Annotated in this window: 30 protein-coding genes and 3 pseudogenes; 20 read left to right on the top strand and 13 right to left on the bottom strand. The window is 56.0% G+C overall.

Going from position 1 to position 25,155, the window contains the following annotated elements; all coding sequences use genetic code 11:
- The first annotated feature begins 58 nt into the window (after window positions 1-58).
- From AC3WMV_RS20675 to AC3WMV_RS20665, 3 genes are all read left to right on the top strand, one after another.
- Window positions 59-949 (top strand): RecT family recombinase, encoded by an 891-nt coding sequence (locus AC3WMV_RS20675; RefSeq protein ID WP_103367550.1) that lies wholly within the window; start codon window positions 59-61, stop codon window positions 947-949.
- Window positions 946-2,574, top strand: coding sequence for a YqaJ viral recombinase family protein (locus AC3WMV_RS20670; RefSeq protein ID WP_103367551.1), 1,629 nt, complete (start codon window positions 946-948; stop codon window positions 2,572-2,574). Before AC3WMV_RS20675 ends, AC3WMV_RS20670 begins: the two co-directional genes overlap by 4 nt.
- Before the next feature lie 98 nt (window positions 2,575-2,672).
- The gene (locus tag AC3WMV_RS20665) at window positions 2,673-3,065 is read left to right on the top strand and encodes a hypothetical protein (RefSeq protein WP_146038489.1); all 393 of its coding nucleotides are present in this window, start codon (window positions 2,673-2,675) and stop codon (window positions 3,063-3,065) included.
- Here AC3WMV_RS20665 and AC3WMV_RS20660 read toward each other — a convergent pair.
- On the bottom strand, window positions 3,047-3,880 hold the full coding sequence (locus tag AC3WMV_RS20660) for a hypothetical protein (RefSeq protein WP_103367553.1): 834 nt from the start codon (window positions 3,878-3,880) through the stop codon (window positions 3,047-3,049). The two genes, AC3WMV_RS20665 and AC3WMV_RS20660, sit on opposite strands and share 19 nt — an antisense overlap.
- Before the next feature lie 249 nt (window positions 3,881-4,129).
- Between AC3WMV_RS20660 and AC3WMV_RS20655 the strand changes: the two genes are divergently transcribed.
- Window positions 4,130-4,513 carry a hypothetical protein gene (locus AC3WMV_RS20655; RefSeq protein ID WP_103367554.1) on the top strand — a complete coding sequence of 128 codons (384 nt, stop codon included), beginning with the start codon at window positions 4,130-4,132 and terminating at the stop codon, window positions 4,511-4,513.
- A gap of 2 nt (window positions 4,514-4,515) precedes the next feature.
- Here the strand turns inward: AC3WMV_RS20655 and AC3WMV_RS20650 are convergent, their stop codons facing one another.
- Window positions 4,516-5,178, bottom strand: a complete 663-nt coding sequence (locus AC3WMV_RS20650) for a hypothetical protein (protein WP_103367555.1) — start codon at window positions 5,176-5,178, stop codon at window positions 4,516-4,518.
- Window positions 5,179-5,258: 80 nt separating this feature from the next.
- On the opposite strand from AC3WMV_RS20650, the gene AC3WMV_RS20645 reads away from it, so the two are divergent.
- Window positions 5,259-6,035, top strand: a complete 777-nt coding sequence (locus AC3WMV_RS20645; protein WP_103367556.1) for a DUF2786 domain-containing protein — start codon at window positions 5,259-5,261, stop codon at window positions 6,033-6,035.
- Window positions 6,036-6,459: 424 nt separating this feature from the next.
- Here the strand turns inward: AC3WMV_RS20645 and AC3WMV_RS20640 are convergent, their stop codons facing one another.
- The gene (locus AC3WMV_RS20640) at window positions 6,460-7,461 is read right to left on the bottom strand and encodes a hypothetical protein (RefSeq protein ID WP_103367557.1); all 1,002 of its coding nucleotides are present in this window, start codon (window positions 7,459-7,461) and stop codon (window positions 6,460-6,462) included.
- Between the two features lie 141 nt (window positions 7,462-7,602).
- Here AC3WMV_RS20640 and AC3WMV_RS20635 point away from each other — a divergent pair, with 141 nt between their 5' ends.
- Window positions 7,603-8,205: a hypothetical protein gene (locus AC3WMV_RS20635; RefSeq protein WP_103367558.1), complete on the top strand. Its 603-nt coding sequence runs from the start codon at window positions 7,603-7,605 to the stop codon at window positions 8,203-8,205.
- A 405-nt stretch (window positions 8,206-8,610) separates the two neighbouring features.
- Here the strand turns inward: AC3WMV_RS20635 and AC3WMV_RS20630 are convergent, their stop codons facing one another.
- Window positions 8,611-8,853 carry a hypothetical protein gene (locus AC3WMV_RS20630; protein WP_103367560.1) on the bottom strand — a complete coding sequence of 81 codons (243 nt, stop codon included), beginning with the start codon at window positions 8,851-8,853 and terminating at the stop codon, window positions 8,611-8,613.
- A gap of 124 nt (window positions 8,854-8,977) precedes the next feature.
- On the opposite strand from AC3WMV_RS20630, the gene AC3WMV_RS20625 reads away from it, so the two are divergent.
- From AC3WMV_RS20625 to AC3WMV_RS20605, 5 genes are all read left to right on the top strand, one after another.
- Window positions 8,978-9,253 carry a hypothetical protein gene (locus AC3WMV_RS20625; RefSeq protein ID WP_103367561.1) on the top strand — a complete coding sequence of 92 codons (276 nt, stop codon included), beginning with the start codon at window positions 8,978-8,980 and terminating at the stop codon, window positions 9,251-9,253.
- A complete protein-coding gene (locus tag AC3WMV_RS20620; RefSeq protein WP_103367562.1) occupies window positions 9,250-10,020 on the top strand; it encodes a hypothetical protein in 771 nt (256 codons plus the stop codon). The genes AC3WMV_RS20625 and AC3WMV_RS20620 overlap by 4 nt, the downstream gene beginning before the upstream one ends.
- 64 nt (window positions 10,021-10,084) lie before the next feature.
- Window positions 10,085-10,684, top strand: coding sequence for a DNA N-6-adenine-methyltransferase (locus AC3WMV_RS20615; RefSeq protein ID WP_158248886.1), 600 nt, complete (start codon window positions 10,085-10,087; stop codon window positions 10,682-10,684).
- 299 nt (window positions 10,685-10,983) lie between these two features.
- Complete coding sequence (locus AC3WMV_RS20610) at window positions 10,984-11,226, top strand: DUF4224 domain-containing protein (protein ID WP_095135434.1); 243 nt, start codon at window positions 10,984-10,986, stop codon at window positions 11,224-11,226.
- A gap of 1 nt (window position 11,227) precedes the next feature.
- Entirely contained in the window at window positions 11,228-12,277 is a 1,050-nt protein-coding gene (locus AC3WMV_RS20605; RefSeq protein ID WP_103367564.1) for a tyrosine-type recombinase/integrase, read from the top strand.
- Between the two features lie 107 nt (window positions 12,278-12,384).
- Here the strand turns inward: AC3WMV_RS20605 and AC3WMV_RS20600 are convergent, their stop codons facing one another.
- Window positions 12,385-12,636 (bottom strand): hypothetical protein, encoded by a 252-nt coding sequence (locus AC3WMV_RS20600; protein ID WP_158248887.1) that lies wholly within the window; start codon window positions 12,634-12,636, stop codon window positions 12,385-12,387.
- 2 nt (window positions 12,637-12,638) lie between these two features.
- On the opposite strand from AC3WMV_RS20600, the gene AC3WMV_RS20595 reads away from it, so the two are divergent.
- From AC3WMV_RS20595 to AC3WMV_RS20580, 4 genes are all read left to right on the top strand, one after another.
- Window positions 12,639-12,860, top strand: a complete 222-nt coding sequence (locus tag AC3WMV_RS20595) for a hypothetical protein (protein WP_103367565.1) — start codon at window positions 12,639-12,641, stop codon at window positions 12,858-12,860.
- A gap of 164 nt (window positions 12,861-13,024) precedes the next feature.
- Window positions 13,025-13,825: an enhanced serine sensitivity protein SseB gene (gene sseB, locus AC3WMV_RS20590; protein WP_103367566.1), complete on the top strand. Its 801-nt coding sequence runs from the start codon at window positions 13,025-13,027 to the stop codon at window positions 13,823-13,825.
- A gap of 11 nt (window positions 13,826-13,836) precedes the next feature.
- Entirely contained in the window at window positions 13,837-14,382 is a 546-nt protein-coding gene (ybiA, locus tag AC3WMV_RS20585; protein ID WP_103367567.1) for a riboflavin biosynthesis intermediates N-glycosidase, read from the top strand.
- A gap of 751 nt (window positions 14,383-15,133) precedes the next feature.
- Window positions 15,134-15,613, top strand: a complete 480-nt coding sequence (locus AC3WMV_RS20580; protein ID WP_167797073.1) for a hypothetical protein — start codon at window positions 15,134-15,136, stop codon at window positions 15,611-15,613.
- Between the two features lie 86 nt (window positions 15,614-15,699).
- On the opposite strand, the gene AC3WMV_RS20575 is transcribed toward AC3WMV_RS20580, so the two are convergent.
- Window positions 15,700-16,113, bottom strand: coding sequence for a hypothetical protein (locus AC3WMV_RS20575; RefSeq protein WP_027613844.1), 414 nt, complete (start codon window positions 16,111-16,113; stop codon window positions 15,700-15,702).
- Window positions 16,114-16,315: 202 nt separating this feature from the next.
- Here AC3WMV_RS20575 and AC3WMV_RS20570 point away from each other — a divergent pair.
- Window positions 16,316-16,478 (top strand): annotated as a pseudogene (locus tag AC3WMV_RS20570) (LysR family transcriptional regulator); the annotation flags it as partial.
- Window position 16,479: 1 nt separating this feature from the next.
- On the opposite strand, the gene AC3WMV_RS20565 reads toward AC3WMV_RS20570, so the two are convergent.
- Together AC3WMV_RS20565 and AC3WMV_RS20560 are read right to left on the bottom strand one after the other, a co-directional pair.
- Window positions 16,480-16,719: a hypothetical protein gene (locus tag AC3WMV_RS20565; RefSeq protein ID WP_103367568.1), complete on the bottom strand. Its 240-nt coding sequence runs from the start codon at window positions 16,717-16,719 to the stop codon at window positions 16,480-16,482.
- 83 nt (window positions 16,720-16,802) lie between these two features.
- Window positions 16,803-17,033, bottom strand: coding sequence for a hypothetical protein (locus AC3WMV_RS20560; protein WP_096796848.1), 231 nt, complete (start codon window positions 17,031-17,033; stop codon window positions 16,803-16,805).
- 217 nt (window positions 17,034-17,250) lie between these two features.
- Between AC3WMV_RS20560 and AC3WMV_RS20555 the strand changes: the two genes are divergently transcribed.
- Entirely contained in the window at window positions 17,251-17,790 is a 540-nt protein-coding gene (locus AC3WMV_RS20555; RefSeq protein WP_027613840.1) for a GAF domain-containing protein, read from the top strand.
- Between the two features lie 67 nt (window positions 17,791-17,857).
- Here the strand turns inward: AC3WMV_RS20555 and AC3WMV_RS20550 are convergent, their stop codons facing one another.
- The 3 genes and pseudogenes from AC3WMV_RS20550 to AC3WMV_RS20540 form a co-directional block, all read right to left on the bottom strand.
- Complete coding sequence (locus AC3WMV_RS20550) at window positions 17,858-19,984, bottom strand: TonB-dependent siderophore receptor (RefSeq protein WP_103367569.1); 2,127 nt, start codon at window positions 19,982-19,984, stop codon at window positions 17,858-17,860.
- Between the two features lie 163 nt (window positions 19,985-20,147).
- Complete coding sequence (locus tag AC3WMV_RS20545) at window positions 20,148-20,369, bottom strand: hypothetical protein (protein WP_027613838.1); 222 nt, start codon at window positions 20,367-20,369, stop codon at window positions 20,148-20,150.
- Between the two features lie 106 nt (window positions 20,370-20,475).
- Window positions 20,476-20,559 (bottom strand): annotated as a pseudogene (locus AC3WMV_RS20540) (oxidoreductase); the annotation flags it as partial.
- Between the two features lie 3 nt (window positions 20,560-20,562).
- On the opposite strand from AC3WMV_RS20540, the pseudogene AC3WMV_RS20535 reads away from it, so the two are divergent.
- A pseudogene (locus AC3WMV_RS20535) lies at window positions 20,563-20,688 on the top strand (AraC family transcriptional regulator CmrA); the annotation flags it as partial.
- A 41-nt stretch (window positions 20,689-20,729) separates the two neighbouring features.
- Here AC3WMV_RS20535 and AC3WMV_RS20530 read toward each other — a convergent pair.
- A complete protein-coding gene (locus AC3WMV_RS20530) occupies window positions 20,730-22,226 on the bottom strand; it encodes a sensor domain-containing diguanylate cyclase (RefSeq protein ID WP_103367570.1) in 1,497 nt (498 codons plus the stop codon).
- Window positions 22,227-22,665: 439 nt separating this feature from the next.
- On the opposite strand from AC3WMV_RS20530, the gene AC3WMV_RS20525 reads away from it, so the two are divergent.
- Complete coding sequence (locus AC3WMV_RS20525; protein WP_027613831.1) at window positions 22,666-23,361, top strand: SDR family NAD(P)-dependent oxidoreductase; 696 nt, start codon at window positions 22,666-22,668, stop codon at window positions 23,359-23,361.
- 90 nt (window positions 23,362-23,451) lie between these two features.
- Entirely contained in the window at window positions 23,452-24,471 is a 1,020-nt protein-coding gene (locus AC3WMV_RS20520) for an AraC family transcriptional regulator (RefSeq protein WP_027613830.1), read from the top strand.
- Between the two features lie 6 nt (window positions 24,472-24,477).
- On the opposite strand, the gene AC3WMV_RS20515 is transcribed toward AC3WMV_RS20520, so the two are convergent.
- Window positions 24,478-24,891, bottom strand: a complete 414-nt coding sequence (locus AC3WMV_RS20515; RefSeq protein WP_103367571.1) for a cupin domain-containing protein — start codon at window positions 24,889-24,891, stop codon at window positions 24,478-24,480.
- Window positions 24,892-25,155: the final 264 nt, after the last annotated feature.

Genomic DNA, 25,155 nt, shown 5'->3' with positions numbered 1-25,155 from the left:
CGCATCACTCAATAAACAAAGCATTCAATCGCTGCGCACAGCGCGGCAAGGAACAGTCATGTCCGCTCAAAGCGTTGCGCCGGTGGCGCACGACCGAAACCTCCACGTCCTTCCGCATGCAGCAACCAGCACCAGCGCTTTGGTGCTGGACGGCGACAGCCTGGACAAGATGATGCGCCTGGCCGAAGTCATGGCCACCGGCCGCGCCACGCTGCCGAAGCACTTCAACGGCAACCCAGCGGATTGTCTGGCGGTCGTCATGCAGTCGATGCAGTGGAAGATGAACCCGTTCGCCGTGGCACAGAAAACGCACTTGGTGAACGGCGTGCTGGGCTACGAAGCGCAGTTGGTAAACGCGGTGATCACTACCTGCGCACCGGTGGTGGATCGTCTGCACTACGAGTGGTTCGGAGCTTGGAAAAAGGTGATTGGCCAATTCGACATCAAGACCAATAGCGAAGGAAAACAATACCGTCAGCCAGGATGGAAGCTTGAGGACGAGCAAGGTCTGGGCGTGAAGGTCTGGGCGACCTTTCGCGGCGAAGAAGAGCCGCGGATCCTTGAGCTGCTGCTGGCTCAGGCCCGAACCCGGAACAGCACGCTCTGGGCGGATGATCCACGCCAGCAGTTGGCGTATCTCGCCACCAAGCGCTGGTCGCGCCTCTATTGCCCGGACGTGATCCTCGGCGTGTACAGCCCGGATGAACTCGAAGAAACCGCACCAACCATTCGCGACGTATCGCCGGCGCGGGGCTCGGCACCAGTTGAACTTCCACCCTACCCCGACGAGAAGCTCGCGGAAAACCTTCCCAAATGGCAAACCGCGGTCGATGCCGGACGCTCCGCCCCTGATCACCTGATTGCAACCGTCAGCAGCAAATTCACCCTGAGCGACGAGCAGATCGCCAAGATCAAAGCGCTCGCGCCGATTGAAGGAGACCACGAATGAAAATCCACAATGTCGCTCAGGGTTCCGAAGCCTGGCATGCACTCCGCGCCAACTACTTCACTGCTTCAGAAGCGCCGGCAATGATGGGCGCCTCGAAGCAGATGAAGCGCACTGAACTGCTGCACGCGAAGAAGACCGGTCTTGATCGGGACGTGTCGTGGTGGGTGCAGAAAAATCTGTTCGACAAAGGGCACGAAGCGGAGGCGCTCGCTCGGCCAATTCTTGAGGGGCGAATTGGCGAGGACCTGTTTCCCGTCGTCGGCACCGAAGGTGATCTGCTCGCATCCCTCGATGGCTGCACAATCCTCGGTGACGTGCTGTTCGAACACAAAATGTGGAACGAGCAACTTGCTGCCGACGTTCGCGCCGGCAACCTTGATCCGCACTACTACTGGCAGCTCGAACAGCAGCTGCTGGTCAGCGGCGCAGACAAAGTAATTTTCGTCTGCTCCGACGGCACCGAGGAAAACTTCGTGTCGATGGAATACGCGCCGGTGCCGGGCCGGGCCGCGACGCTCGTCGCGGGCTGGAAACAGTTCCAAGCTGACCTGCTGGACTTCACCCCCGCCGAGGTGGTGCCGGAAGCCGTCGGCAAAACGCCGGAATCACTGCCAGCTCTGCGGATCGAAGTGACCGGCATGGTTACCGCCAGCAACCTGGAGCAGTTCAAAGCGCACTCGCTGGCTGTCTTCAACTCAATCAACATCGAGCTGGAAACCGATCAGCACTTCGCTGACGCCGAAAAAACAGTCAAGTGGTGCGGCGATGTCGAGGAGCGCCTGGAAGCCGCCAAGCAGCACGCGCTGAGCCAAACTGAAAGCATCGACGCTCTGTTCAAGACCATTGATGACATCGCGGCTGAGGCACGGCGCAAGCGCCTAGAACTGAACAGCTTGGTAAAGGCCCGCAAGCTCAGCATCCGTGAAGACATCGTCATGGATGCAGCCAAGGCGCTACAGGTCCACATCGACCAGATCAACGCTTCACTGGGCGGTAAAGCGCGCATGCCGGCGGTGCCAGCAGATTTCGCCGGAGCCATCAAAGGCAAAAAGACGATCAGCAGCCTACGCGACTCTGCCGATTCCGAGCTGGCTCGGGCAAAGATTGCCGCCAGCCAGGTCGGCGACAGCATTCGGAGCAACTTGGCTACCCTGGACGAGCTCGCAGCCGACTACATGTTCCTGTTCAACGACGTTCAACAGCTGGTGATGAAAGCACACGACGATCTAGTCGCGCTGATCAAGGTGCGGATCTCGGAACACCAGAAGGCGGAGGAGCAGAAAGTCGAAGCGCAGCGCGAACAGATCCGTCAGCAGGAGCTGCAGCGCATCGCGGACGAGGCGAAAGCCAGCGCGCCGATTGAGCCTGCACCAGTCAACAGCCCGGCACCGGTAAAAGCTGCGGCGCCGGTTCAGTCTGCATCGAAGCCAGCGACCACAACCGCGGTGCCGGTTAGCCTGCAAGCTGAGGTGTTCGATCTGGAAGCGCTGATCCATGCCGTCGCAGGTGGTCATGCTCCAATCTCGGTTCTGACCGTGGACTGGGAGATGCTCGACGCAATGGTCGCCGCCCAAGGCGCCAAGTTCAGCATGGCCGGAGTGAAGTTGGTCAGGGTGGCGGCATGATCAGCAACCACCTCAACTACGTCGAGCGGAGGCGTCAGAATGCCAACGATCTTTCCACTCTGATTGCACAGTACTTGGCCGCCGGCGGGTAGATCGACGTGCCAGAAACGGCGGCGATCAAGTTAACCAGCACCTCCGAGCGGAAGCATCCGCCAAGCTTCCAGCGTCCGGAGGTGAGAAATGAAACAACTGAGCGGGCCGCGCGAATCCGTGAAATGGCCAAGATGCTGAACCGGGGCGAGATTTGCGAGAAAGAAGGCATCGCGCTGGCCTGGAACGACATTACGGAAATCAACGAGGCGATGCATGACTTGATCCTGAATGCGCATGCTCTCGGACCAACTCTTTCATATAATGCGATTGCCAGTCCGCGCAACAAAACTCAGATACGTGAGAGCGTGGCGCGGATATTTCAGAGTGAATGTTTGGCCGAACTGAAGCGCGATCCGGGCGATGAGATGGTCTTACCGAATCACCTACGACTAAAGTAGTTACAAACAGATTCAGATACGAAAAATTGGTGCTTCAAATTCGCTGAAGGAGCATAAACTTTCAACTTTCTACGACTGCTTTTGGTAATGAATGTCATACTTAAAAACATAACCAGCTCACACGGTTCCATAGCATCAGTAAATATAGAAAAATAATATTTTTTTCTTTTTGTCGACAAATTAGAACCATGCAAAAAGCTAAACACCTTGAAAGCCTTTAAAATCGCTTTCTTATCTTTATCATTATCAAGACATTTCCTTACCTCCGCTTCAATCTCTTTTAGTCTGACTTTGATTGGAAATGCATCGATTTCCTCTTTACGTGATTTTAGCTCAAGAACTTTACTTATCCCCCTCGTGTACTTTTCACCATGATTAGTTTGCCGCCAATGCCTCTCAGCAGCAGTCTCGTACCGTTCAAGCAATTGGTAAAAACTAGACTCAAATCGCTCCTGCTCAAAAAGCTTTTGCTGTTCCAGCATAATCGCGGAAGTCTTCCTAGTTTCAATCGTCTGTATCAGAGTTGTCCTTAAAAGCACTATCAAAGCAATAAAACTTAGAACAGGATTAGTCAGCCCTCCAACAAAGTCACCCACCTGCCCCAAGTTCTTAGAAATCTCAAACTCCTCGCTAACAAAAACATAAAACAGAAACAAAATCGTAACAGCAAAACCGAGTGCACACGCGCCTATCGAAAATTGGCTATATGGCTCAATCTTATCACTGCCCTTTTTTCGCGTTAACCCATATAAATATAGAGCGATTGAGGTTGTAAATATCTGAAACACTATTAGAGCGATTAGTAGCAGGTACATTACGCGGCGTCCTTGAGATGAGCGCGGCAATCATAATGACAGTGCGCTAATTTTCCAATCGCAAATTGCCATCACTGAAGTTTTCGCACCGCATTTAGCTCCGCAAGGCGACGCCCGCATTGAGGCACACAATGGATCTAAAAATTTGTGCGATATAGTCGCTGCACGAGGCTCATCAGCAACCAGGTCGCCAGCGCCGACGACAGACATGGCCGGACTTGCCGGCCAGCGGAATTGAAGAGGTAGGCCATGGCCGAAGAACAGGAACTGACGGTGGAAGAACCCCAGCCGACAGCGGAAGCCATCAAGCAGCGCAGGAAGCGCGAGAAGGCAGCAGCGAAGGACGCTGCATTGGGCGTCGAGAAGTTTACGATTGAAGTCGCCGGCGTGTTCAAGCCAGACCTCAAGCGAGTCATGGCCGCCCACGGCTTCAACAACCAGCAGGAGGTGTATCAGAACCTGCTGCGCAATCTGATCGCGGCCGACTTTGAGACCCAGGCCAAGATGCTGAAGTGTGTCACGACACCTTTTGTTGTTACTGAAAAGGTGTCGCGACAGATCGAAGCGGCCGGAAGGAAGTCGCTCGCTGAAGATCCGCCAGAGTCAGAAGATGAAATCGAGGCACCTAACTGAAACTATTGTGGATCTTCTGCACGATTAATTATTTCCAGTAACCTAGGAGCGAACTTCTCCCTTACTTCGCTTACTTCTGAAAACTCTGCAACAGATAACTCAAAAGCTAGGATCTTAAAGTCCGCAACCTTTCTTCTCGCTTCGTTACCGCGTCTTTTATATTTCTCCACTGCCTTATTACCTAAAATCACATCCAAGGGATCTGAGGAAACTTTATCAGCAGCTGCAAACATCTCATTAGATTCAAGCCTACATTCATTACTGAAGCTTTCTAGAACATTTAGGAGGCTTGTTTGGTAGGCATGAACCTTGGCTCTGTTGGCCTCGGATTTTGCAAGCAACAGCTGTTCGTCTTGCTTGAGTGATTCAAGGCGCTGGAATTCAAGGAGCTGATTGAATTCGTGCTTCTGCACATCCAAAAGCTCTCTCTGCATATACACAGTTTTCAGTACGGCCAGAAGCGTTACAAACGACACGAGCGGGCCAACGAGCCCACCGATGTATCCCCCGAAGTTTGACCACTCTACGGATGTTACCGCCAGAGTTCCGCCGAACGTGTATCTGTACGCTCCAACCGCCACAATGACTGCCAGCACAACAGAAAATACTGACAACAATAAAAACGATAAAAACCGGTCCTTCGCACGCTTTTGGCTCTGGGTCATGCCTTTCTTCCTCTGAATGCTCTCAAGGCTTTAGATCTTCCATCACTTCAACACTTCACGCCAGCCGGCGAGGATCCCCTATGTCCGCACAACAGATCGACGAAAAGAAACTCGAGCGCGCGATCCGAAAGATCAAGCACTGCTTGGCACTGGCCCAGAGCGCCAACGAGAACGAGGCCGCTACGGCGTTGCGTCAGGCACAGGCACTGATGCGCGAGTACCGGCTGACTGAAATGGATGTGAAGTTGAGCGATGTCGGCGAAGTCGAGTCGCAATTCACTCGGGCCGAACGCCTAGCCGTGTGGGAGCGTAGCCTGGCCGGAGCGGTTGCCAACGTTTTCGGGTGCACCTCTTTGTACTGTCGGCAGTACTGCAGTGAAAAAGATCGAGTCATCGCCCGCACTTCTTTCGTGGGGGTGACACCTGCTCAGCACATTGCGCTGTATGCGTTCGAGGCGCTTCTGATAAAGCTCAAATTTGCCCGCAAGGAATACGTCGCAGCGGTGCGTGCGGGTGTGCACCGCAGCTCGTACTCAGCCGAAACTGCAGGCGACCACTTCGCCCTGGCATGGGTCCACGAGGTCTACGGGAAGCTGATCGCCCTTGTCCCAAAAGGCGAAGACGATATCCCGTCAGCAAGCCACAGCCGCGACATCATCGTAGTCGAAGCGCAAGACAAGGCGCTGATCACTGAGTACCTCGCAACCAAAGGCGTGGGCAAAGCCCGCAAAGCGCGCGACGTCGATATCGACCTGAATGCGCAAATCGCGGGAATGCTCGCAGGGCGCAGGGTGGATCTGCACGCCGGCATTGCGCGCGGCGGCGAGGACACTCTCGCCCTTTCCCCAACAGCCTAAACCGCCTTCAATAAATGCTCGTGCGCTTATCCGTTGTCATGATCGAAACCTCCGGTCTTCGCAGTGTTTGTGCACAACCTAAACCGCTGCTGAAGCGGGCCGCCTGGCAGGCTTATGTCTTCTACTGCAACGTGTTTCGCGCCGCACATCGGACAAACGACGGCTAATCCGCCAATGGATGGGTCATCGTGTGGTTCTGCCTTGAAATCTTTTCCGCACTTCTCTGACTGGCATTTCATTTCGCTTCTCCGATTGGAAACTACCAGAACCATCGTGCCGCTCTGCTTTGCACCCCGCAAGCACTAGAAGAGGATGACCGTTTGTTGATCCTCGTGCGCAGCACGAAACACATGCTTAAGGCCGGTTAAAACTAGTTTTCGACGCCATCCACTGCCCGGTGATCATACAAGGCTTAGGATATAGATCAGCTCACAGAAGATTTCAAAAGCCAACAACGTCGGTAATTCCATGCAAGTTTTTTAGATTCATCAGTCACTGGCGGATGAAAAAAACTACCGAGCCCTTCAACCAATATAGCTGCGGCGGACAACGCGTTAATAAGATTGATCAGCCGAAGGAAGTTCGCTGCTGATGCGTAGCCTTCGAACAGTCCATGTGAAATCCCATGCCTGTTTAGGAGAGTTTCACGAGTATATAAAGACGTATGTTGATAGAGAGCAGTTTCGATGAATACAACAACATTACCGAGCATTTGAATACGCTCATGAAATCGCTCAAAAAACGCTACACTCATCTGTTCAGGGTACCAACCATAGCCGTCTAGAGCACTATCAACTTCTTGCTGCTTCAGTTTCTTGAAAACCCTGAGTAGGGAGCGAGCATCCACTTTTTCGCCAACTGGTAGGCCAATATCGTTACCCATCGTCCTAATTATGCCCTCTACACAGGGAATTAGACCGGTGATCGCTACTCCATAAAGCCCTAAAAAATATGCCTTTATTGACTCGCTTATTTGATCGGCATACTTCCGCATTGTCCTTTTCTTACGATATACACCCTCAACAAGCGCTGCCAACGACTCACAATCAAACATGCCGATCAAGCCAGTATCTGCGATTTTAAGCTTCTCCTCCATCGTGGGAGCGCAGTGAACTGCGAATGATAGTTCGCTTAGCATACCCATCTGGTAATAGGGCGGAACAACAATGTCTACCGAAAGAAAATCATCACGCATTCTACTGAGGCCTGAATGCGTTATCGGAATACTCAAATTTTTTGGAAAAAAAGCTATGACATCAGGAGTACTAACTCTATAACCCTCAATTTTTTGAAAGACGTCTATAGCGGCTTCCTCAACCCGCCAACCATCTTCTGCCTGTTTTGCAAGGCATTCTTGGACAGAACGCAAACCTCTCTTTAAAGCTTGCGTTCTGAGACACAGTCGATAAGCCGCAGTAATATCCATATTGGCTTCCCTAGTAGATGTTCAGCGTTTCTGCCGACGAAGCGTCAGCTAAACACCAGAAAATGTCATTAAAAATTTAGATACAACCCCATTAACCCCTCCCCCTTCAAAGTCAGCCGCTATAGCGGCAAGGACGAAGTCATGCCTGCACAAAAGCCAATTATCATGTTCGACGCTCCGGAAGCGGCCAGCCTCAAAACGGTAACCGGTTGGGTTTCCGCTGACGGTCGCTTTTTCGGCGCCGACGAAAACCTTGCCCGCTACTGCGGCGCCACTCATCGCCGCTGCGACGTGAATCCTGAACATCCGATCTATGAGGTGAGCAGTTCCTGCAATGAATGCCGGCACGCCCGGCTCCAAGCAAAATTTGCGGCTATGCCGATCAAGGACTGGGCCGGCGAGCCGCTGGTTATCTTTGATGGTAACCGGTACTTCTTCGATGAAGACGATCTGCGCGACTACCTGGTCGACAGCGACATCGACCTGGCCGACCTGCAGCTCTGCATCTGTGAGCCGAACTATCCGAGTGAAATCGACCCGGCGGACCATTTCTGCGACGACCTGCCGGAAGACGGCGAGATCAACGATGACCAGCTGCTTGCGGCGTTCGAGCTGCTGAACGAGATGATTCGCCAGTCTCAACCGCTGTCGTGGTCGGAAGGAAAGTTCGCCGCGCGACTCCCGCAATCGCTCATCGACGAGGTCGCCGCCGCAAGAGCAGAAGCATGCGAGGTGACGCCATGATCGCCCTCGGTTCGTCTGCCGATCTGCGCTTCCACAAAATCCCGCGTTGCCGCGGTATTAGGAAGTGAGTGGCTCTTCAGGTGGGCGCCCATCAAGCGCAGGCATCGGATCTGTATGGACACCCGGGAGGATGGATGTCCATGCTTCGAAGGCTAGTTTCTGGCGCAACACTGCATCGTCCCAGCGGATTCCGGAAACCTCTTTGGCGACTACCAACATCATTAGATGATTCGTGGTCGCGTCGAGATCGAGCAGGTGTTGGTGAGCGGTGAATCGAAAATCATCAATGGGTAGCATTTCGAATGCACTTCTGGGATAGGACTGGCTCGGAAGTACGGGCCTCTATTCCTGTAGATTCAGTGTGGCATCGATCCTAAATATTGGATACGGATCTACTCCCCGAACTCACGGGGATTGACTATCGATCCAGCGCTCCCCAGCCGAGATTGCTTCCGCAAGAGCGCTTCGATAGTCCGGCCAAGGCCCAATGATATCAGCGACTGTATTGGCGAGGCCTGGAATCTCGCTTTTCTCTAAAACATGCGCCGCAGACGGCGCCGCGTCATTTGGCTTTTCCCAATCGAACTTCAAAAAAAGCTGATGGCCGCGATATTTATGTGTGACCGGCCTATCCAAGTTGTGCGGCACGACTCTCTCCCGGTCACCAAATAAGATCAAATTCCAGTTGTAACGAATTTTGCAAAGACTCTCTATCGAGGCACTTTGCCATTCCCCTCTTCCATTCAGCCGCTATAGCGGCAAGGACGAAGTCATGCCTGAAGAAAAACTCAAACTCCAGGTAGGCCGCACCTACCGAGCAAAGAAGCCAGCCAAGGCCGGTGATACCTGGAACCCATCGATCAACGACCGAACCATCACTTGGGTCGGTTCGTGTGAGGTTCAGTACGACGGCCCTTCGGTTGGGTTCGGCAAGCACTACCCGAAGGTGACCAAGGAGAAGTTTCTGGCTTGGGCCAGTCATGACGTAACTGATCAGCTTCCGCCAAATGAATACGCGAAATGGCCGCCAGCCAAGGAGTCCGCATGAGCAACGTCAAGGAACGGCCGATCCTGTTCTCGGCCCCGATGGTGCGCGCCATTCTGGATGGCAGGAAGACGGTCACGCGCCGACCGGTCAAAGGATTGTCGACCTGCTTCGCAGTGACAACCGCCGCCGACGAATCACCACTGAACAGCGTCTGCTGGAACGTCGGCGGCCCAATTATCCGCTGCCCATACGGCAAGCCCGGCGACCGGCTGTGGGTTCGCGAGAGCGGCATTTACAGCAAATTGCTCAGTCCAGAGGATCCTACTCAGCCAGGCACCTTCCGCCACGATGTCCCGAGAACGCCGGAGCTCGGTTATTGGTGGATTCAAAGTACCCGGGCGCCAGGTGCCAGATACAGCGTGAGCGGCAACCCACGCAGGGTTGATAAAGCGCGCGGCCAAAAAGCTGTGCCCTCCATCCACATGCCGCGCTGGGCCAGCCGCATCCTGCTGGAGATCACTGACGTGCGCGTCGAGCGGTTGCAGGACATCAGCGAGGAACAGGCCCAGGCAGAAGGCTGCTTCTTCACCGACTACGGCCGAAAGTGTGGCCATGGTGGCAAAGGATGGAGTGAGGTCGGCGACTGTCCAGCGCCTACAGAACATCACCCGCAGCGAGAAGGCTGGATGTGGGCCGAGACGATCAGTCACGAACAGTGCCTGGGTTCCGCCCGGAACGCTTTCGGCAATCTGTGGAACACCACCGGCGGCGACTGGGATGCCAACCCGTGGGTCTGGGTCGTCGAGTTCAAGAGGGTTCAGCCATGATCATTCTCATTCCGATAGCCGCCCCGCTCTACATGGCCTACCTGATCTACAGGGGGCCGTGGCGATGACCGGAATGATCGGCGCCCGCGCGGCGCCGCCGAAGCACAAGAGCGTCGAGTGGTACACCCCGGCCTGGATATTCGACAGACTCGGGCTGCAGTTTGACCTCGACCCTTCCAGCCCGCACGACTTTGTGACGGCGGTACCGGCGAAGACGAAATACACCATCTTCGATGACGGCCTCTCGAAACCGTGGACAGGCCGAGTATGGATGAACCCGCCCTACGGTCCGGATACTGGGTTCTGGATGCGCCGGCTGATTGCTCATGGCGACGGCATCGCGCTGGTGTTCAGCCGTACGGATGCCGAGTGGTTTCAGGAAGCGATGGCAAGTGCTTCAGCGACCCTACTGATCAAAGGACGAATTGCCTTCGTGCCTGGCCATGAAAACAGCCACAAGAAGGGCCGCTCCGGTGCTGGTAGTGCAATGTTTGCCTTTGGCGATGAATGCGCGATCGCGCTGCAGGGTCTGGCGGATCTCGGGGTTCTGGTTCCCCGAATCGCCGCCTGGCCTGTTTTCGATGTAACCCCTCCCCCAACTCAACAGCTTGCAGGTGTAGAGCGGGAGGAAATCGACTCACGAAAGTCCGTCGAACCAGCCTAGAACACGCATTGCTCTCGCATACGTTTTTTCATTCGCAAGAAACACCAACAGCAATAGACCGCTCCCTATAACGGTGAAAAGAACGCCACCCACTCCGTCGATGGCAATCAGAAACAAGCCCAACGCTAGGAATGCAGCACCAAGAGCTCCCATCACCCTTCGGCTCTGCTTCTGTTCGGGATACCTGCTGAACATCCATTTTCTCCACGTCAAGTAGCGCGTCCACCAACTGTAGACCAGGTGCGACCACTCAATACCCACCACCTTCTGCCGCCACGCGCGGCATGGAGCAATACCTCATGGAAACCGAAATCCTCTCTGACGAGGAGCTGGCCGAACTCACCGGCTACAAGGCCCGCGCATACCAGCGCCGCTGGCTGATTGATCGCCAGTGGGTGTTTGTCGAAAGTCGCGGTAAGCGCCCGCTGGTGGGGCGGATGTACGCCCGCATGAAGCTGGGCATGATCAGCCCCACCATCGCCGATCCGAACCCGCCGCCGGCCGCACCGGTATGGACACCTGATTATTCGCGAGTGAATTGATATGCGCCCCCGCAAGACCGAGCACCAGCACCTGCCCCCTCGAATGTACAAGCGATCCCGAAAGCGCAAAAACGGTAGTACGTGGACCGCATATTACTACCGCGACCTGCTCGGCAATGACATCCCCCTGGGCAAGGATCTCGATAAGGCCAGACTGAAGTGGGCCGAACTCGAAGCCAAGGAAAAACCGCTCGACCTGCGCACCATGAAGGGAATCTTCGATCGGTACATTCGCGATGTGGTGCCGAAGAAAGCACCGCGCACGCAGAAGGACAACCTGGCGGAGATCAAGCAGCTTCGGCCGATGTTCGATAGCGCCCCAATCGACTCGATCACGCCAGCAACGATTGCTGGCTACCGAGACGCGCGATCGGCAAAGGTCCGGGCCAACCGCGAGATCGCTACCCTCTCCCATATTTTCAACATTGCCCGGGAGTGGGGCCTGACAACAAAGGAAAACCCCTGCCAGGGGGTGCGCAAGAACAAGGAAACGCCGAGGGACTACTACGCCAATGATGTCGTTTGGGAGGCGGTATACAAGAAGGCAGCTCAGGAGCTTAAGGAAGCGATGGACCTGGCCTATCTGACCGGGCAAAGGCCGGCAGACGTGCTGGTTATGAGGAAGGATGATGTTGAAGGCGGATATCTGACTGTTCAGCAGAACAAGACGCACAAGAAGCTGCGCATTCAGATGACGACCGCCGGAGAGGCGAACAGCCTGGGCATTCTGATCGCTGCGATCACAGAGCGGAACGCTGCGCACGTTTCGAGCTACCTGATCATCAACCGGAGCGGTAAACGGATGACGGCGACGATGCTGAGGAAGCGATGGGATGCCGCGCGGGAGAAGGCAAAGCTGGAAGCTCTTGAGCAGGGAGACGAGCTGCTGGCAAAGAGGATCGGTGAATTCCAGTTCCGGGACATTCGACCGAAGGCGGCATCGGAGATCAGTGATGTGGGTGACGCCAGCCTGCTGCTCGGGCACACGAAAGGCGACATTACCGAACGGGTTTACCGTCGCGTTGGTGCCATCGCGAAACCCTCAAAATAGGCCGAAAAAGAGTTCCATAACCCGAAAGTCGCCCCTTGTAGAATGCGGTCTGTAGAGGTGCTGCAAAACAGAAGTATTGGAACGAAAAAGCGGCTGAGGCCGCGTATTCAGCGGCTTCCCATAGCGGTCTTGAAAACCGTCGACTGTAACAGGTCCATGAGTTCGAATCCCATCGCCTCCGCCATATTTGATACGACAAAGCCCTGATTATTCAGGGCTTTGTCGTTTCTGGGGGTTGAGGAAATCAATCGGCCGTCTCGTTTGGCACAGAAGCGTTCTCTGGAAGGCGTAAATGCCCTTCCGCTTGGCTTAACCAGCAAATAAAGATCTGCCGAATCAAGCGGCATACGGAAAAACACGGATGACATCTTTCAGAAATGCTGGTTTCTGGGGCAAAGTTTGGGCTTGTGCCTGGGTAATGTTCCTGCTGCTGACTTCCGGCGATTCCGGCGCTAACTGGATGGATATAAGCTCATCCGGCCGCAAGCGCGTCTTCAGTCCTGGCTTTCTCGTGCTGTGCGTTTTTGTAGCTGTGATTGAGTTGATACTGCTCAACCACTTCTACGGTGCGCATATGAACTGAATGCGAGGTAGAGCATTCTTTCCACGCGGCTCGGCGTCATCACGCGGTGTTGCCTTCCTGATGCGGCAGATTTATCAGGCTTCAGTTCTTCCTGTTTTCACAGCAGCGTGAAAAACTGCGCGTTCTTTGTCACCCATTTTTTGCCTGCATTGATGGAACGGCCGATGGACATCATGGATACCCAGCAAGAAAACACCCTCGAAAAGTCACTCAGACTGGCGGCGGATGAACACGCCCACCGACCTGGTTTTTTCAAGACGCTGCTGAATTCGGAAATCTACGTCCTCGGCACCGCCGGCACTGGCGAAGGGCAAGTCAACCTTGAGGCAGGCAGCAACATCAGCATTGCGCACTGGCAAAAGCCCGACGGCTCCGCGGTCATCCCGTTTTTCACTTCGTTGCATACACTACGAAGATCCATAAACAGCGAGGAGTCCTATATAGAGATCCCGGCCAGATCGCTGTTTGAAATCACGCTGGGCACTCCTCTTTTCCTCAATCCGAAGTCTCCCTACGGGAAAGAGTTTTTCCCCGAGGAAGTGCGCTACCTGCTCTCCGATGAGATCGGCCAGGGACCGGTGCAGCGCACGGTCGAAAAGGACACTCAGGTACTGCTCGGACAGCCGTCGCAATATCCCTCGAAGATGGTCAATTCGCTCAAGCAACTACTCGCCAGACATCGCAATGTGAAGCGCGCGTTTCTGGCATTGATGCATGACGCTTCGTCTGACCAAAAGCCTCATCTGATCATCGGGATCGAAGCGGACGGCGATTTTGAACAGGTCATGCGCGAAGCGGGCAGCGTTGCCGCGGACTTGGCTCCGGATGGCGAACCCGTTGACCTGTACCGCGTTCATGACGCAGATTCAGGCCTTAGCGATTACTTGCTCAAGCAAACCACACCCTTCTATGAACGGAAGTCGGCAGGCTGGCTGCGTTCATTGTTTGGTTTTGACAAAGCATGAAGGAAGTCCAATTGCACGACTCCAAATATCTGGAAGACCTCCGCTCCCGCTTCAACGCTGGAGAGGAGCTGAACTATGTCTTTTTCTGGGGACACCAGCGAAGCAGGCACGGAGTCAGCGCTTCGTGCTTCAGCCAGTGGTTCGAAGCCGAATTTGTTGTCGACGGGCAACGCTACGCGACTGCCGAACATTTCATGATGGCAGAGAAAGCAGCCTTGTTCGGCGATCAGGACATTCGCGCTCAAGTGCTAACGGCGCCTACGCCCAACGCGGCCAAGGCGCTTGGCCGCAACGTGCGTGGATTCAACGAACACGATTGGTTGCAACACAGGTATGCAATTGTCGTCCGGGCCAACCAGGCCAAGTTCTCGCAAAACCCGGAGTTGAACGCATTCCTCAAGGGTACTGGTTCTCGCATCATCGTTGAGGCTAGCCCGGTTGACAGCATCTGGGGCATCGGACTCGCCCAGGATCACGTAAACGCGAATAACCCCAACCTGTGGCAAGGCCTGAATCTGCTGGGGTTCGCGCTGATGCAGGTCCGCGACGAAACATGATTCGCCCACGTCGCAGTGGCGAACACCGCGACGGGCGTACCGCACAGAAGCCGGGCAACTTACGCGACCGCCCTCTCGTGCTCGCTTTTCCTTCGGGACGCTCAAACAATGAATGGGGGCGGACGCAGTTCCTGACGCGAAGAGTGCACCCTTTAACCAAACAGCAGAGCCACATCACATGCATTTCGTCCGCCACGGAGAGTACCTTGCCGCTTCACGTATTACTGAGCCTCGGCATAATCTCCTGCAACTGCGCCTAGGAGTTGGTGAGCAGCATGAGCCGATCTGTGAGTGTCTCCCGCCGCAGGGGGCATGTAATCACGAACCATTAGTTGAGGCTGTTATCGTTGCCAGCGTACTCGAAGGAACATCGGAGGCGAATCGACGCTTTGGCACCTCACATGTCGTTACCCGCATCCGGTACGCCCGAAATGACACCAAGCCTGAAGTAGTCTATGGCCTCTTGGCTCTCAAAATACTTGAGCAGTTGCATGTCGGCGGCACATTCGTTGAGGGCAGCAATACTATTTAGTCCTTACCTCAAGCAGACTTCTGGGCAGGTAGTTAAGAGGACTAGTACAGCGCGGCCCTAGAGTGGAGTTGCATTGAGTCGTCCCCAATTTCAAAGAGCCTCTCAGGCCTCAAGGATGTCTATCAAGATACTGTGAGAATGTCAGCTTGTGGCCGATTGCTGCCGTTCGCGACCGACGGCTTTCGGCCAAAAGCGGACATTCGAACTCGAGACAATACGATGAATAAGAAAGCAAGAATGACTGCATTTCTGCTCAGTAAAGTAGCAGCCCAACCTGTGCCTGGCCGAACGTTTGACCCTGATCGCATGATCCGAATCCCCGATTGTCATTCAATCGTCGAAGTACTTCGCCTCATCAAACATGGCGGGCCAGAATGGGCACATCGTTACGTCACGATGTACTTTTCCGGTCCATCAAATGCTTGGGCTCTGGTGTACTCGCTTCAGGACACCAGCGCCCCGTACTTTGATTTCATGTACACCTGCAAAGAGCCGCCTCAGAAGGCCCTGTCCGCACTGCTAGGGAAGTATCCACAGTGCTCTGTCATAGATTGGTCACCCGGACGCCTGGCCTGCATCGAAGCTCAGGGGTTGGATGTTGATACTCTTGCTGAAATAATCCGGGATGTAACTGAAGCGGCTTGCGATGAACACATCATGTTCGTCGATGCTTCGTATGAGGAAATGGGTAGAGCGTGACCCAAGAGCGGGTGATCGAGCTGAACTTCCCATTCTGGAAAATAAATCCGTCCCCTTTTCTGTCCCCTTTTCTAAATTTTTGCCTTTTAAAAATCGATTTTGCATCGTGCTTCAGCGGCCTGTATTCGTAATGTAAGACCAGACTCGAAGCACATGACAAGATGATGATCTGGTTGGATGTGATCTGTCAGGTAAAAGGCCTGTGTCTCTGCGTTGGACTCCACGGCTCCGATCGAATGAATAACACTATCGTCGCCATCGATTGGGTAATCATTCCGCCCACTTGATGAAAAGTAATCGACCTCATGGAAGCTGATAGTAATCTTGTGTGCTTCTTCGGTCGGCACCCAGGCTTCAGTCCGTCGAGTAAAGATGAGTACAGCCGACCTATCCATGATGTCGTAATTAATGGTGCTGGCGTGGTAGAAGTTATGAAGGTCATACGCACGGTTTTGAATCTCAACCTCAATATGCCCGAATTCGAAACCATGAAATTGCATGGGTAAGCCCTAATGATCTAACGGCAGGCGTGTATCGTACGGCATCGTCGCAATGACTGCTTTTGGCCGTTTTCTGCCCTCCACGAACGCCACAGATCGGCCATTAGCCGCCACTCACAGGCAAACTCGCTTTTTCGTAGCAATCAAACCAATAGCGATCTCCTTCAACAGCGCGGCCATGGCCTGGGACGCCTTCGCCGCCTGCCTCAGTTATACCCTCCTGTCCACTGGAACCAACTGGGGGTTCAAGGATGCTGATGTCCCGATTTCCGAACGACTGCGTGTCAACTCGCCTGAGTGTCTACGTGAGTATCGTCAATGCAGGGTTGGGCATCGCGCAGGGGCCGGGGGCGAGCGAAGAAGAAATCAGTCAGCGCCTGCATCCTTCACGTCGATTTGCTTAATACCCACCAGACTGGCCTGCTCCAGTATCTCTTCAGCAGTCGAGTCAGCTGTTGGCATGATCAGACTGTTCTCAGCATCCCCAAAATGCAGTTCCAGCAGATGCATGGCAGCGTCGTGAATGGAGAGCTTCGACTGCTGCAACGCGAGTTGATGCGTACGGGACTCGCCGTTGAACAGGTACTCGATGGTGTAATTGCGCATTAATAACCTCAAAATCAGAGTGGCAGATAACTACCCTGACTTACCGGTCAATCGTTAGTTCAAGCGGATAAATGTTCTGCAGCTCAACTGCGAGAAAGCGTTTTCAGCCGCTCGACCAAAGCCGCTTCAAAAATGACGTACAGCCTTTCAGCATCGCCGGCACGCAGAACCTCGCTGGTTTCCAGCCCAAGCACGAAGCCATCCGCACGAGCCCCCGCCTTCACGGCGATGATCATCGAGTCTGCCCGGACAATCTGCGCCAGGAGCCGATCAGCTTCACGTTGCATCTTTTCGCTCAACACTACACCTTCCACTTTCTTCACCTTTCATTCAATGCGACATCCAACATTTATGAGATCAAGGCTACGCCGCCGATAACGGCGCCTCAAGCCGCACGCCAATGACGCTTCGCTATTGCAGCCATCAGAAACCTTTGATGTGAACGAATCCATTTTGTTTAGTATCAAAATGGGCAGTTTCAAAAGCGTTTAGCAGTCGCCAACTTAAAAAATCATGACCGGAGAACAATGCATGCCCCTCAGTGACACCATTGACAGAGCGTTGCTAAGCGCAGAGGAACGTTCCTCTATCGCTGAAATTGAAGCTACAACCAATATTCTGCAGCTTGTTACACGCATGACCGGGACGCGGTTCGCGGCGATCGCGAAATTCACCGAAACGGACTGGATCGTCTGTTCCGCCTACGATCCGATCGAGCTTGGGATCAACTCCGGCGACACGCTGGAATTGGAAACCACGCTGTGCAGTGAGTTTCGCAGAGACCCTCAGGTGCTTTTCGTGCCGCAGATAAGTCGCGACGGCAGATTTTCCACACGCCCCGTGGTGAAGCAATATTTGATTGAAAGCTACGCAGGCGCGCCCATTTTCCTTCCTGACGGACAACTTTGGGGCGCGCTGTGTGCGTTGGACTCCAGGGCGGTGATTTTCGACGACCCGGATCTGGCGGATACGTTAGGCCTGTTCGCGAGACTGATCGGCTGTATCTTTTACGCGAATCTGACGGAGGCCGGCAGCGGCTACAGCAAGAACGTTTCAAGCGTTATCGGATAATCAAGAAACAGCCCTGAATATTCAGGGCTGTTTCATTTGTGGCCTGTGAGAATTTTGCTCCACCCTGCTACAAGGTGTAGGAAACGCCGACCTGCACGGTTCGCGGCGCCCCCGGGTAGGCATAGACGTTGCCGAATGCGCCCTCTTCATAATCACGGTCAAAGAGGTTTTTCACGTCGAGATTGAGCCGCACCTTGTCATTGATCTTGTAGAAGCTGAGCAAGTCGACAACGGTATAGCTGCCCATCGAAAACGCGGTGTTGGCGGTTTGGCCGGCGCGCTCGTCGACGTACTTGAGGCCAGTGCCCAGGCCCAGTCCCTTGAAGGTGCCGTCCTGGAACTCATACATGTTCAGCAGGCTGAAGCTGTTCTTCGGGATGTTCATCAGCCGCGTGCCAGAGCGCAGTACGTTGTCCTTGGTCACCTCGGCATCGACATAGGCGTAGCCACCCATCACCCGCCATTCGGGCGTCAGGTTGCCGGCCACGTTGACGTCGAATCCACGGCTGCGCACCTCGCCGGCCGCAACGCTGAAGGTCGAGTCAACCGGGTCGGTGGTCAGCACGTTACGTTTTTCGATCTGATAGATCGCCGCGTCGACGCTCAACTGCTGATCCAGCGCTTCCCACTTGAGTCCCATTTCATAGGACTTGCCCTTCTCTGGCTCGAACCCTCCGCCCTGGCGACTGGCGCCGGTGTTCGGCTTGAAAGAGCGCGCCGTGTCGGCATAGATCGCCAATGTCTCGGTCAGGTCATAGGTCACGCCGATGCGCGGAGTCACCGCGTTGTCACTGGCCTGCCAGCTCTTGCCACCGGGCACGTAAGTTTCGTAGTCATGTTCGAAGCGCTCGAAACGCGCCCCGGCCAACACCTTGAGTTTATCGGTCAACGCCACCTGATCCTGCACGAACGCGGCATACGTCTTGAGGTTTTCCTTGTCGTGCGTCGGCGTGCGGGTGAGCGCCGGGCGCGGCTGGCCGTAGACCGGGTCGAAGATGTCGATCGGGTACGCACCGACGGCGCCGCTGGAGCGCTGGATGATCGACTTGTAGTCGTAATCCTCGTACTCGATGCCGGTGAGCAATGTGTGCTGCAAACCCGCGGTATCGAAATGCCCGGTCAGGTTGAGCTGGGTATCCTTGTCGGTCCACTCCAGCTTGCGATAGTTGAAATTGCGCCCCAAAGTGCGGCCGTCATCGGCAATGCCATTGGCCTCGATTGCGTTGCCCTTGAGCGAACCGTCGAGCCACTGGAAACCGCCGCCCAGGGTCCAGTCGTCATTGAGCATGTGCTCGAAACGCAGTTGCGCCATGTTGTTGTCGTTATGCAGTTTGCCAGCGTCTTTTTCGCCGAAAAAACTGTCGCGCGAAGCGGTTCCCGTCTGTTTTGCGTAACGGGTAAGGCCGCGATCCAGAGGCGCGTTGTTGCGCATGAAATCGCCTTCGAAAATCAGCTTGGTCGCGTCGGTTGCCTGCCAGGTGAGCACCGGTGCGATGCCGTAGCGCTCGGTTTCGACATGATCGCGGAAAGTATCGCCGCCCTCGCCCACAACGTTCAAGCGATAGGCCAGACGCCCTTCTTCGTCGAGCGGGCCGGAAGCGTCAAGCGTGCCGCGTTTCATGCCCTGATCGTTGAGTTGGCTGCCCAGGGTGACGCTGCTTTCAGGCAACGGCTGCTTGGACACCACGTTGAAGGTGCCGCCAGGATCACCTCGACCGTAGAGCATGGTGGCCGGGCCGCGCAGCACTTCGAGGCGTTCGATTGTGTTGGCATCCGGCATGTTCGGATAGCCGCGGTTGATCGGGAAACCGTTGCGATAGAACTCGCCGGTGGTGAAGCCACGCACGGTAAACGTGGTCAGACCCTGACCACCAAAGTTGTTCGCCCGCCCCACGCCGCCGGCGTAGTCCAGCGCGTCCTGCAATCGGGTGGCGCCCAGATCTTCGACCGCATCCTTCGAGACGACACTGATCGATTGCGCAGTTTCATGGATCGAGGTGTCGGTACGCGTGGCGCTGGCCGAGCGCGTCGCGCGATAACCCTGCACCGGGCCGTCCGCCCTTTCGTAATTCGCCGTACCGATGACATCGGTAGCGTCCAGCTCCAGCGTTGAGGGTGATGCCCCCGTTTGATCAGCCCATGAGGCAGGCGACAATGCTTGCAGCACACAAATGGAAAGCAGGGTTCGACGCATGGAGAGGGAAACCTTTACGAATAGGCCAATGCAGGGGGTGAATCCGCCAAAAAACTCCCGCGCATGCTATACAAAATTATTCGCAATTAATACAGATTCCTATTAACAACAGTTGCCGCTGTCAATGCGGCACCGTCGCTCTGCGCCCTGCCCCGCCAAATTCTCAGGTTCCGCCCGAAAGCCCCTCGGTGGCCTGGGCGAACCTCGCGCCGGCCTTGCGCACCAACTGGCGCCATTCTGTTGCTGTAATCAGCCCTTCCTGCTCCATGGTGTCGGCCATTTTCAGCAACTCGTCGTATTGATCCTCGGCGTCCATACGGATCTCTGGCTCTTCCAGTAATTTTCGCCAGGCGGCCAACGCCTGCTCTTTGCGAATGTCGCTCATGGTCATTACCCCCGGACTTGTAAGTCGGTAGAGGGCTGCGGTTCTGGAGTGTTCAGCGGCGGCGACTGACGGCGCGACAGATGGTTTTCGTTGCGGCCTCGATAAATGACTCGACGACGCCCGGGCACACCACCGTGACGCGGATCTTGTCCGTTTTCTGGCGCAAATCATCCGAGATAGCGCGGGCTGCGAGCTCGGCGAAGGGCTGGATGGGGCGAGTGCCTGCTATCGAGTGGGCTACGAAAGCCCGTCGCAATTCAGTCGCCAGTTTGGGTGTCCGCCATCAAGAGACACCCAGCGGGTTCGCCGCCCGGCGTGAAAGTCAGCCCGACGGCGATCTATCGGATTAATGCCCACCAATCACTTCACAAACCGGTTACGCCCCAGCGTCTTGGCGTTATACAGCGCCTGATCGGCGACCTCGATCAACCCTTGCAAGGATTGCAGTTGGGCCCCCGAGGCCGTAGCGATGCCGATACTCACACTCAGCCGGCCGAATGGGCTGGACGGGTGTGCGATGTTCGCTTGCTCCAAGCGTTCGAGGATCAACTGCGCGACCACTGCAGCACCGTCACTGTCGGTGGCCGGCATGATCACGCTCAGCTCCTCGCCGCCGTAACGCGCCACCAGATCCGACGGGCGCCGCACACAACCTTCGAGGATTGTGCCGACCTTCTGCAGGCAGGCATCGCCGGCGACATGCCCGAACGAGTCGTTGAACAGCTTGAAGTAATCGATATCGATCATCAGCAACGCCAGCGTCGTGCCGTCACGTTGTGCGCGCCGGGCTTCCATGGCGAGGCTTTCATCGAAGCAGCGCCGGTTGGCCAGGCCGGTCAGGGCGTCCTTCATCGCCAGTAACTCAAGCTGACGATTGGAGGAAAGCAACTGCTGCTGCGTCCCGCGCAATTGATCTTCAGCCCTGGTACGCCTGCGAATATCGAGAATCAGAAACCAGCCGATGAGCCCGGTAAGCCCCAGCAACCCCGCGACCACCACTGCCGACAGCCAGGCCTCCATGCGCCACGCAGCAAGGGCTTCGCGTTTGCCGAGGGCGACGGTGGTGATCAGCGGCAGCCGGTCGCTCTTGCGGAAGGCATAGAGCCGCTCGACGCCATCGAGGCTGGAAGTAAATGACGCGGTGCCGACCGATCGATCGACCAGATACTTCTCATAGATGGGCGACTTGGAAAAATTGCGGCCCATGTCCTGCTCGCGGAAGGGATAGCGCACCAGCAACGTACCGTCGGTGTAGGACAAGCCGATGGCCCCGTCCTGCCCGACGTCGATCTTGCCGAACAGGCGCAGGAAGTTTTCGATACCCAGGGTCACCGCCACCACCCCGGCAAACTCGCCGTGCGCATCATTGAAACGGCGGCTGACGGTGATCACCCACTCCTGATTGGAGCGACTCTGGATCGGCGGACCGATAAAGGTCTCGCGGCTCGGGTCGTCACGATGATGTATGAAATAAACACGATCACTGCTGTTGGCCCCGGCCGGAATCGGTCGGTTGGAGGACATCAGCCAACGGCCCTGATTGTCGTAGATGGTGATGCCGCTGAGCTGCGGCATCAGCGGTTCCTGGCGATTGACCAGTGCGCTCAGACGCTGGATCTGCGCGGGGCCACTGCCTTCGGTTTCCAGACGTTCGACGATCCCGAGCAGCAGCAACGAACTCTGGCGAACGATCCCTTCGGAATAAGTCGCCAGCGCCTGGGTCAGGTTCAGGCCATGAACGTTTACCTCCTCCAGTGCGCGCTCTCGAGAGGCCAGCACTTTCCACACCGTCAGTGACCCGAGGGAACAACCGATCACCAACAACAAAAGCACAACCAGGCGGGTATCACGCTTCACATTACTACCTTTGGGAAAGTCCGGTTTCCGTTCCTGCGGCGGGTCGACCGACTCGATGACTGCAGCCGCGTGTCCTTGTCGCGCGCAAGGATACAAGCACCACTGGCTTGCTGCAGCAACAGATTATGTCGCGCAAAAAAGACATACTTCCGATTTGCGCTGCGTCGTCCGGAAAAAGCGTGCTAAAGACTTCAGGACAGGCTTAGCGCTTGGCGAAACAGCGACAAGAATGCCAGACCAAACCATCGCCAGGCTTTCAGAATCCGCTTGGCGCCCACCGTCAGAAGCCAACTTTCTGACGCCTGTTTCACGACCCTTTCGTGATGTGTTGCCAAGCATAAAATTTTGGCACTTTTGCACAACAAGTTGACATCCAAAAGCATGCCACGGGCCACCGATATCATTAGAGTATGCGCCCTTAAAAAGGAAAGGACTCTTGATGACTCAGTCACTCTCACGGCGCGTTGTGGCGATTACCGGCGCCCTGGGGAATCTCGGCGAGACCCTGGCGGACATGGCCGCAGCCCAGGGCGCGGATCTGGTGCTGATCGATCAGGCGACGATGGCGATGCCCAGTTCCCACAATCGACTGGTCCTGTCCGGCATCGATCTGACCTCCCTTGCCGATTGCCAGGCAGTCGCTCACCAGATCAACCGCTATTTCGGACGCCTCGACGCCCTGGTCAACGGCGCCGGCGGCTATGCGTGGGAGCCGTTGCTGGGCAGTGCGATAGAGGCCTGGGATCGGCTCTACTCGCTGAACCTTCGAACCGCATTGAACGCCAGCAAAGCCTTGCTGCCATTGCTGCTGCAATCCTCGGCGGGACGCATCGTCAATATCGGATCGAGCATGGCGGCGAAGGCCGGGCTGGGCATGGGCGCTTACGCCGCGTCGAAATCCAGCGTTTTGCGCCTGACCGAAAGCCTCGCCGAAGAACTCAAGGACATGAGCATCACGGTCAATGCCGTGTTACCGAGCGTGCTCGACACCCCGCAAAACCGTGAAGCCATGCCCGACGCCGAGCACCAGCGCTGGGTGACGCCCGCACAACTGGCGGCGGTCATTCTGTTTCTGATCTCGGAACAAGCGTCGGCCGTCACTGGCACCGGTATTCCGGTGATCGGGCGCATGTAGGGTCTATTGACGCCGCGCGCCTTGGCGACGTCGCTTTCTTCACCTTTCGGAAAAGCAAGATCACCGGATTACCGGACTTCCCCTCCCCCCATGCGACCCGCCACTTCCAGCGCTGCCTTCGTTAACCACGTCCTTGATGTCGCCGAACAATACGGCTGCGATGGCGACTGGCTGTTGCAGCAGACCGGACTCTCACGCGAGCAGTTGTCCGACTCGATCGTGCGCATTCCCATGCGCCAACTGCGTGCCTTGCTGGAACTGGCGGCGCTCAGCAGCAACCTGCCGCATTTCGGCCTGTTGGTCGGCGCCGCCGTGCGCCCGGGCACCTATGGCGTGCTGGGTTATGTGCTGATGACCAGCGCGACACTGGGCGAGTCGCTGAACATGATTCTGCGTTTCGGCAAGATCGTTTACGACAGTCCGTCCAGTCAGACCCGGATCGTCATCGGCGACGGCCGCGTGACCCTCGAAGATCAACGCATCAGCGAGCTGGAGCCTTACTGCGCCCTGCATCAGGAAGCGCTGATGGTCGGCTGGGCAGCGTTCGGCCGCTGGTTGATCGCGAGTAATCAGCCGATGCTGGAAGTGCGGATGATGCATTCGGCGGTAGGCGAACCGGCGCTGTATGAACACTTCTTTGGTTGTCCGGTGCAGTTCGAGGCCGGTTGCAATGCGCTGGTGTTTGCCGAGTCGACGCTCTCAACGCGGATCCAGGGCGCCGACCCGCGCATGCATCGCAGCATGCTGCTGGAGGCCGACTGGCAGTTGTGCCTGTCGTATCCGGCGTTTTCGGTCACAGATCGATTGCGCGCGCTGCTCACCGAGCAATTGCCGACCGGCGATTTCAGCTTGAAAAGTCTGGCCCGGCAGTTGGCGATTTCGCCGCGCACCTTGCAGCGCAAACTGGCGGCCGAAGGGGAAAACTTCAATCAGGTGCTGGAAACCATGCGCATGGAACTGGCCGACCATTACCTGCGCCGCACCGAGACCAGCATCATGAACATCGCCCTGATGCTGGGTTACTCGCAGGCCAGTTCTTTCAGCCATTCCTTCCGTCAGGCCCGCGGGATTTCGCCAGTGGATTACCGCAAGTTGCTGCGCGCCAGATAAGCCCGATCACGGTTTCAGCTGCAGCAGCGGCTGGCCCTTTTTCACCACATAGGTCGCCAGTTCCACGCCTTGGTCCTGGCCGACGTTCTTCGCCACATGGGCCACGCCTGCCGGGATGAACAGCGAGTCACCGGCCTTTAGCGTGACCGCCGGCCGCCCCTCCAGTTGATACTCGAGCGTGCCGCTGAGCACGTGCGCCACTTCGACACCCGGATGCGCATGCCGCGGCGCGGTGACACCCGGTTCGAAATCGATACGTGCCTGTATCACCTCGCGATCCGCGGCGCCCAGGTCCTGACGAATCAGGTCGGTACGGCTCAAGCCCTGCTGCCAGCTCATGGCCTGAGCGTCTGCCGCCTGCGCCAGGCAGGTGAATGAAACCAGTGCGGCCACAGTGGCCAGAATCAGTGTGCGTTGCATGCAAATGCCCTCTCGACAGTCATGGTGTGAAGGCCTGCACTGTGACTGCCGGGTGTAGCGGCGATGTGTCGAAAAACCCGCGTTTGGTCTCGCCGTGTATCACGTGCAGAGCTGGATACACGGCCATACAAAGCACACCGGCTGTGTATCACAGTGTGTACAGATGCCCCGGCGATACATGAACTTGAATCACCGCGCTTTTTCGACATAGGCCAGATACGTGCCGGCGTTCAAATGCCTGCAAGGTTTGCCGGGCTCAGCCCG

It is taken from the genome of Pseudomonas sp. FW305-3-2-15-E-TSA4, assembly GCF_058787295.1.
The sequence above is the reverse complement of the archived record's forward strand: the minus strand, read 5'-3'. Positions and strand labels throughout refer to the sequence as shown.

What these genes read in the sequence shown, in the direction of transcription:
- AC3WMV_RS20675 (WP_103367550.1), top strand. Translation starts at nt 59, where the DNA reads ATGTCCGCTCAAAGCGTTGCGCCGGTGGCGCACGACCGAAACCTCCAC.
- AC3WMV_RS20670 (WP_103367551.1), top strand. Translation starts at nt 946, where the DNA reads ATGAAAATCCACAATGTCGCTCAGGGTTCCGAAGCCTGGCATGCACTC.
- AC3WMV_RS20660 (WP_103367553.1), bottom strand. Translation starts at nt 3,880, where the DNA reads ATGTACCTGCTACTAATCGCTCTAATAGTGTTTCAGATATTTACAACC.
- AC3WMV_RS20655 (WP_103367554.1), top strand. Translation starts at nt 4,130, where the DNA reads ATGGCCGAAGAACAGGAACTGACGGTGGAAGAACCCCAGCCGACAGCG.
- AC3WMV_RS20650 (WP_103367555.1), bottom strand. Translation starts at nt 5,178, where the DNA reads ATGACCCAGAGCCAAAAGCGTGCGAAGGACCGGTTTTTATCGTTTTTA.
- AC3WMV_RS20645 (WP_103367556.1), top strand. Translation starts at nt 5,259, where the DNA reads ATGTCCGCACAACAGATCGACGAAAAGAAACTCGAGCGCGCGATCCGA.
- AC3WMV_RS20640 (WP_103367557.1), bottom strand. Translation starts at nt 7,461, where the DNA reads ATGGATATTACTGCGGCTTATCGACTGTGTCTCAGAACGCAAGCTTTA.
- AC3WMV_RS20635 (WP_103367558.1), top strand. Translation starts at nt 7,603, where the DNA reads ATGCCTGCACAAAAGCCAATTATCATGTTCGACGCTCCGGAAGCGGCC.
- AC3WMV_RS20625 (WP_103367561.1), top strand. Translation starts at nt 8,978, where the DNA reads ATGCCTGAAGAAAAACTCAAACTCCAGGTAGGCCGCACCTACCGAGCA.
- AC3WMV_RS20620 (WP_103367562.1), top strand. Translation starts at nt 9,250, where the DNA reads ATGAGCAACGTCAAGGAACGGCCGATCCTGTTCTCGGCCCCGATGGTG.
- AC3WMV_RS20615 (WP_158248886.1), top strand. Translation starts at nt 10,085, where the DNA reads ATGACCGGAATGATCGGCGCCCGCGCGGCGCCGCCGAAGCACAAGAGC.
- AC3WMV_RS20610 (WP_095135434.1), top strand. Translation starts at nt 10,984, where the DNA reads ATGGAAACCGAAATCCTCTCTGACGAGGAGCTGGCCGAACTCACCGGC.
- AC3WMV_RS20605 (WP_103367564.1), top strand. Translation starts at nt 11,228, where the DNA reads ATGCGCCCCCGCAAGACCGAGCACCAGCACCTGCCCCCTCGAATGTAC.
- AC3WMV_RS20595 (WP_103367565.1), top strand. Translation starts at nt 12,639, where the DNA reads ATGACATCTTTCAGAAATGCTGGTTTCTGGGGCAAAGTTTGGGCTTGT.
- sseB (WP_103367566.1), top strand. Translation starts at nt 13,025, where the DNA reads ATGGACATCATGGATACCCAGCAAGAAAACACCCTCGAAAAGTCACTC.
- AC3WMV_RS20580 (WP_167797073.1), top strand. Translation starts at nt 15,134, where the DNA reads ATGAATAAGAAAGCAAGAATGACTGCATTTCTGCTCAGTAAAGTAGCA.
- AC3WMV_RS20575 (WP_027613844.1), bottom strand. Translation starts at nt 16,113, where the DNA reads ATGCAATTTCATGGTTTCGAATTCGGGCATATTGAGGTTGAGATTCAA.
- AC3WMV_RS20565 (WP_103367568.1), bottom strand. Translation starts at nt 16,719, where the DNA reads ATGCGCAATTACACCATCGAGTACCTGTTCAACGGCGAGTCCCGTACG.
- AC3WMV_RS20555 (WP_027613840.1), top strand. Translation starts at nt 17,251, where the DNA reads ATGCCCCTCAGTGACACCATTGACAGAGCGTTGCTAAGCGCAGAGGAA.
- AC3WMV_RS20550 (WP_103367569.1), bottom strand. Translation starts at nt 19,984, where the DNA reads ATGCGTCGAACCCTGCTTTCCATTTGTGTGCTGCAAGCATTGTCGCCT.
- AC3WMV_RS20545 (WP_027613838.1), bottom strand. Translation starts at nt 20,369, where the DNA reads ATGAGCGACATTCGCAAAGAGCAGGCGTTGGCCGCCTGGCGAAAATTA.
- AC3WMV_RS20525 (WP_027613831.1), top strand. Translation starts at nt 22,666, where the DNA reads ATGACTCAGTCACTCTCACGGCGCGTTGTGGCGATTACCGGCGCCCTG.
- AC3WMV_RS20520 (WP_027613830.1), top strand. Translation starts at nt 23,452, where the DNA reads ATGCGACCCGCCACTTCCAGCGCTGCCTTCGTTAACCACGTCCTTGAT.
- AC3WMV_RS20515 (WP_103367571.1), bottom strand. Translation starts at nt 24,891, where the DNA reads ATGCAACGCACACTGATTCTGGCCACTGTGGCCGCACTGGTTTCATTC.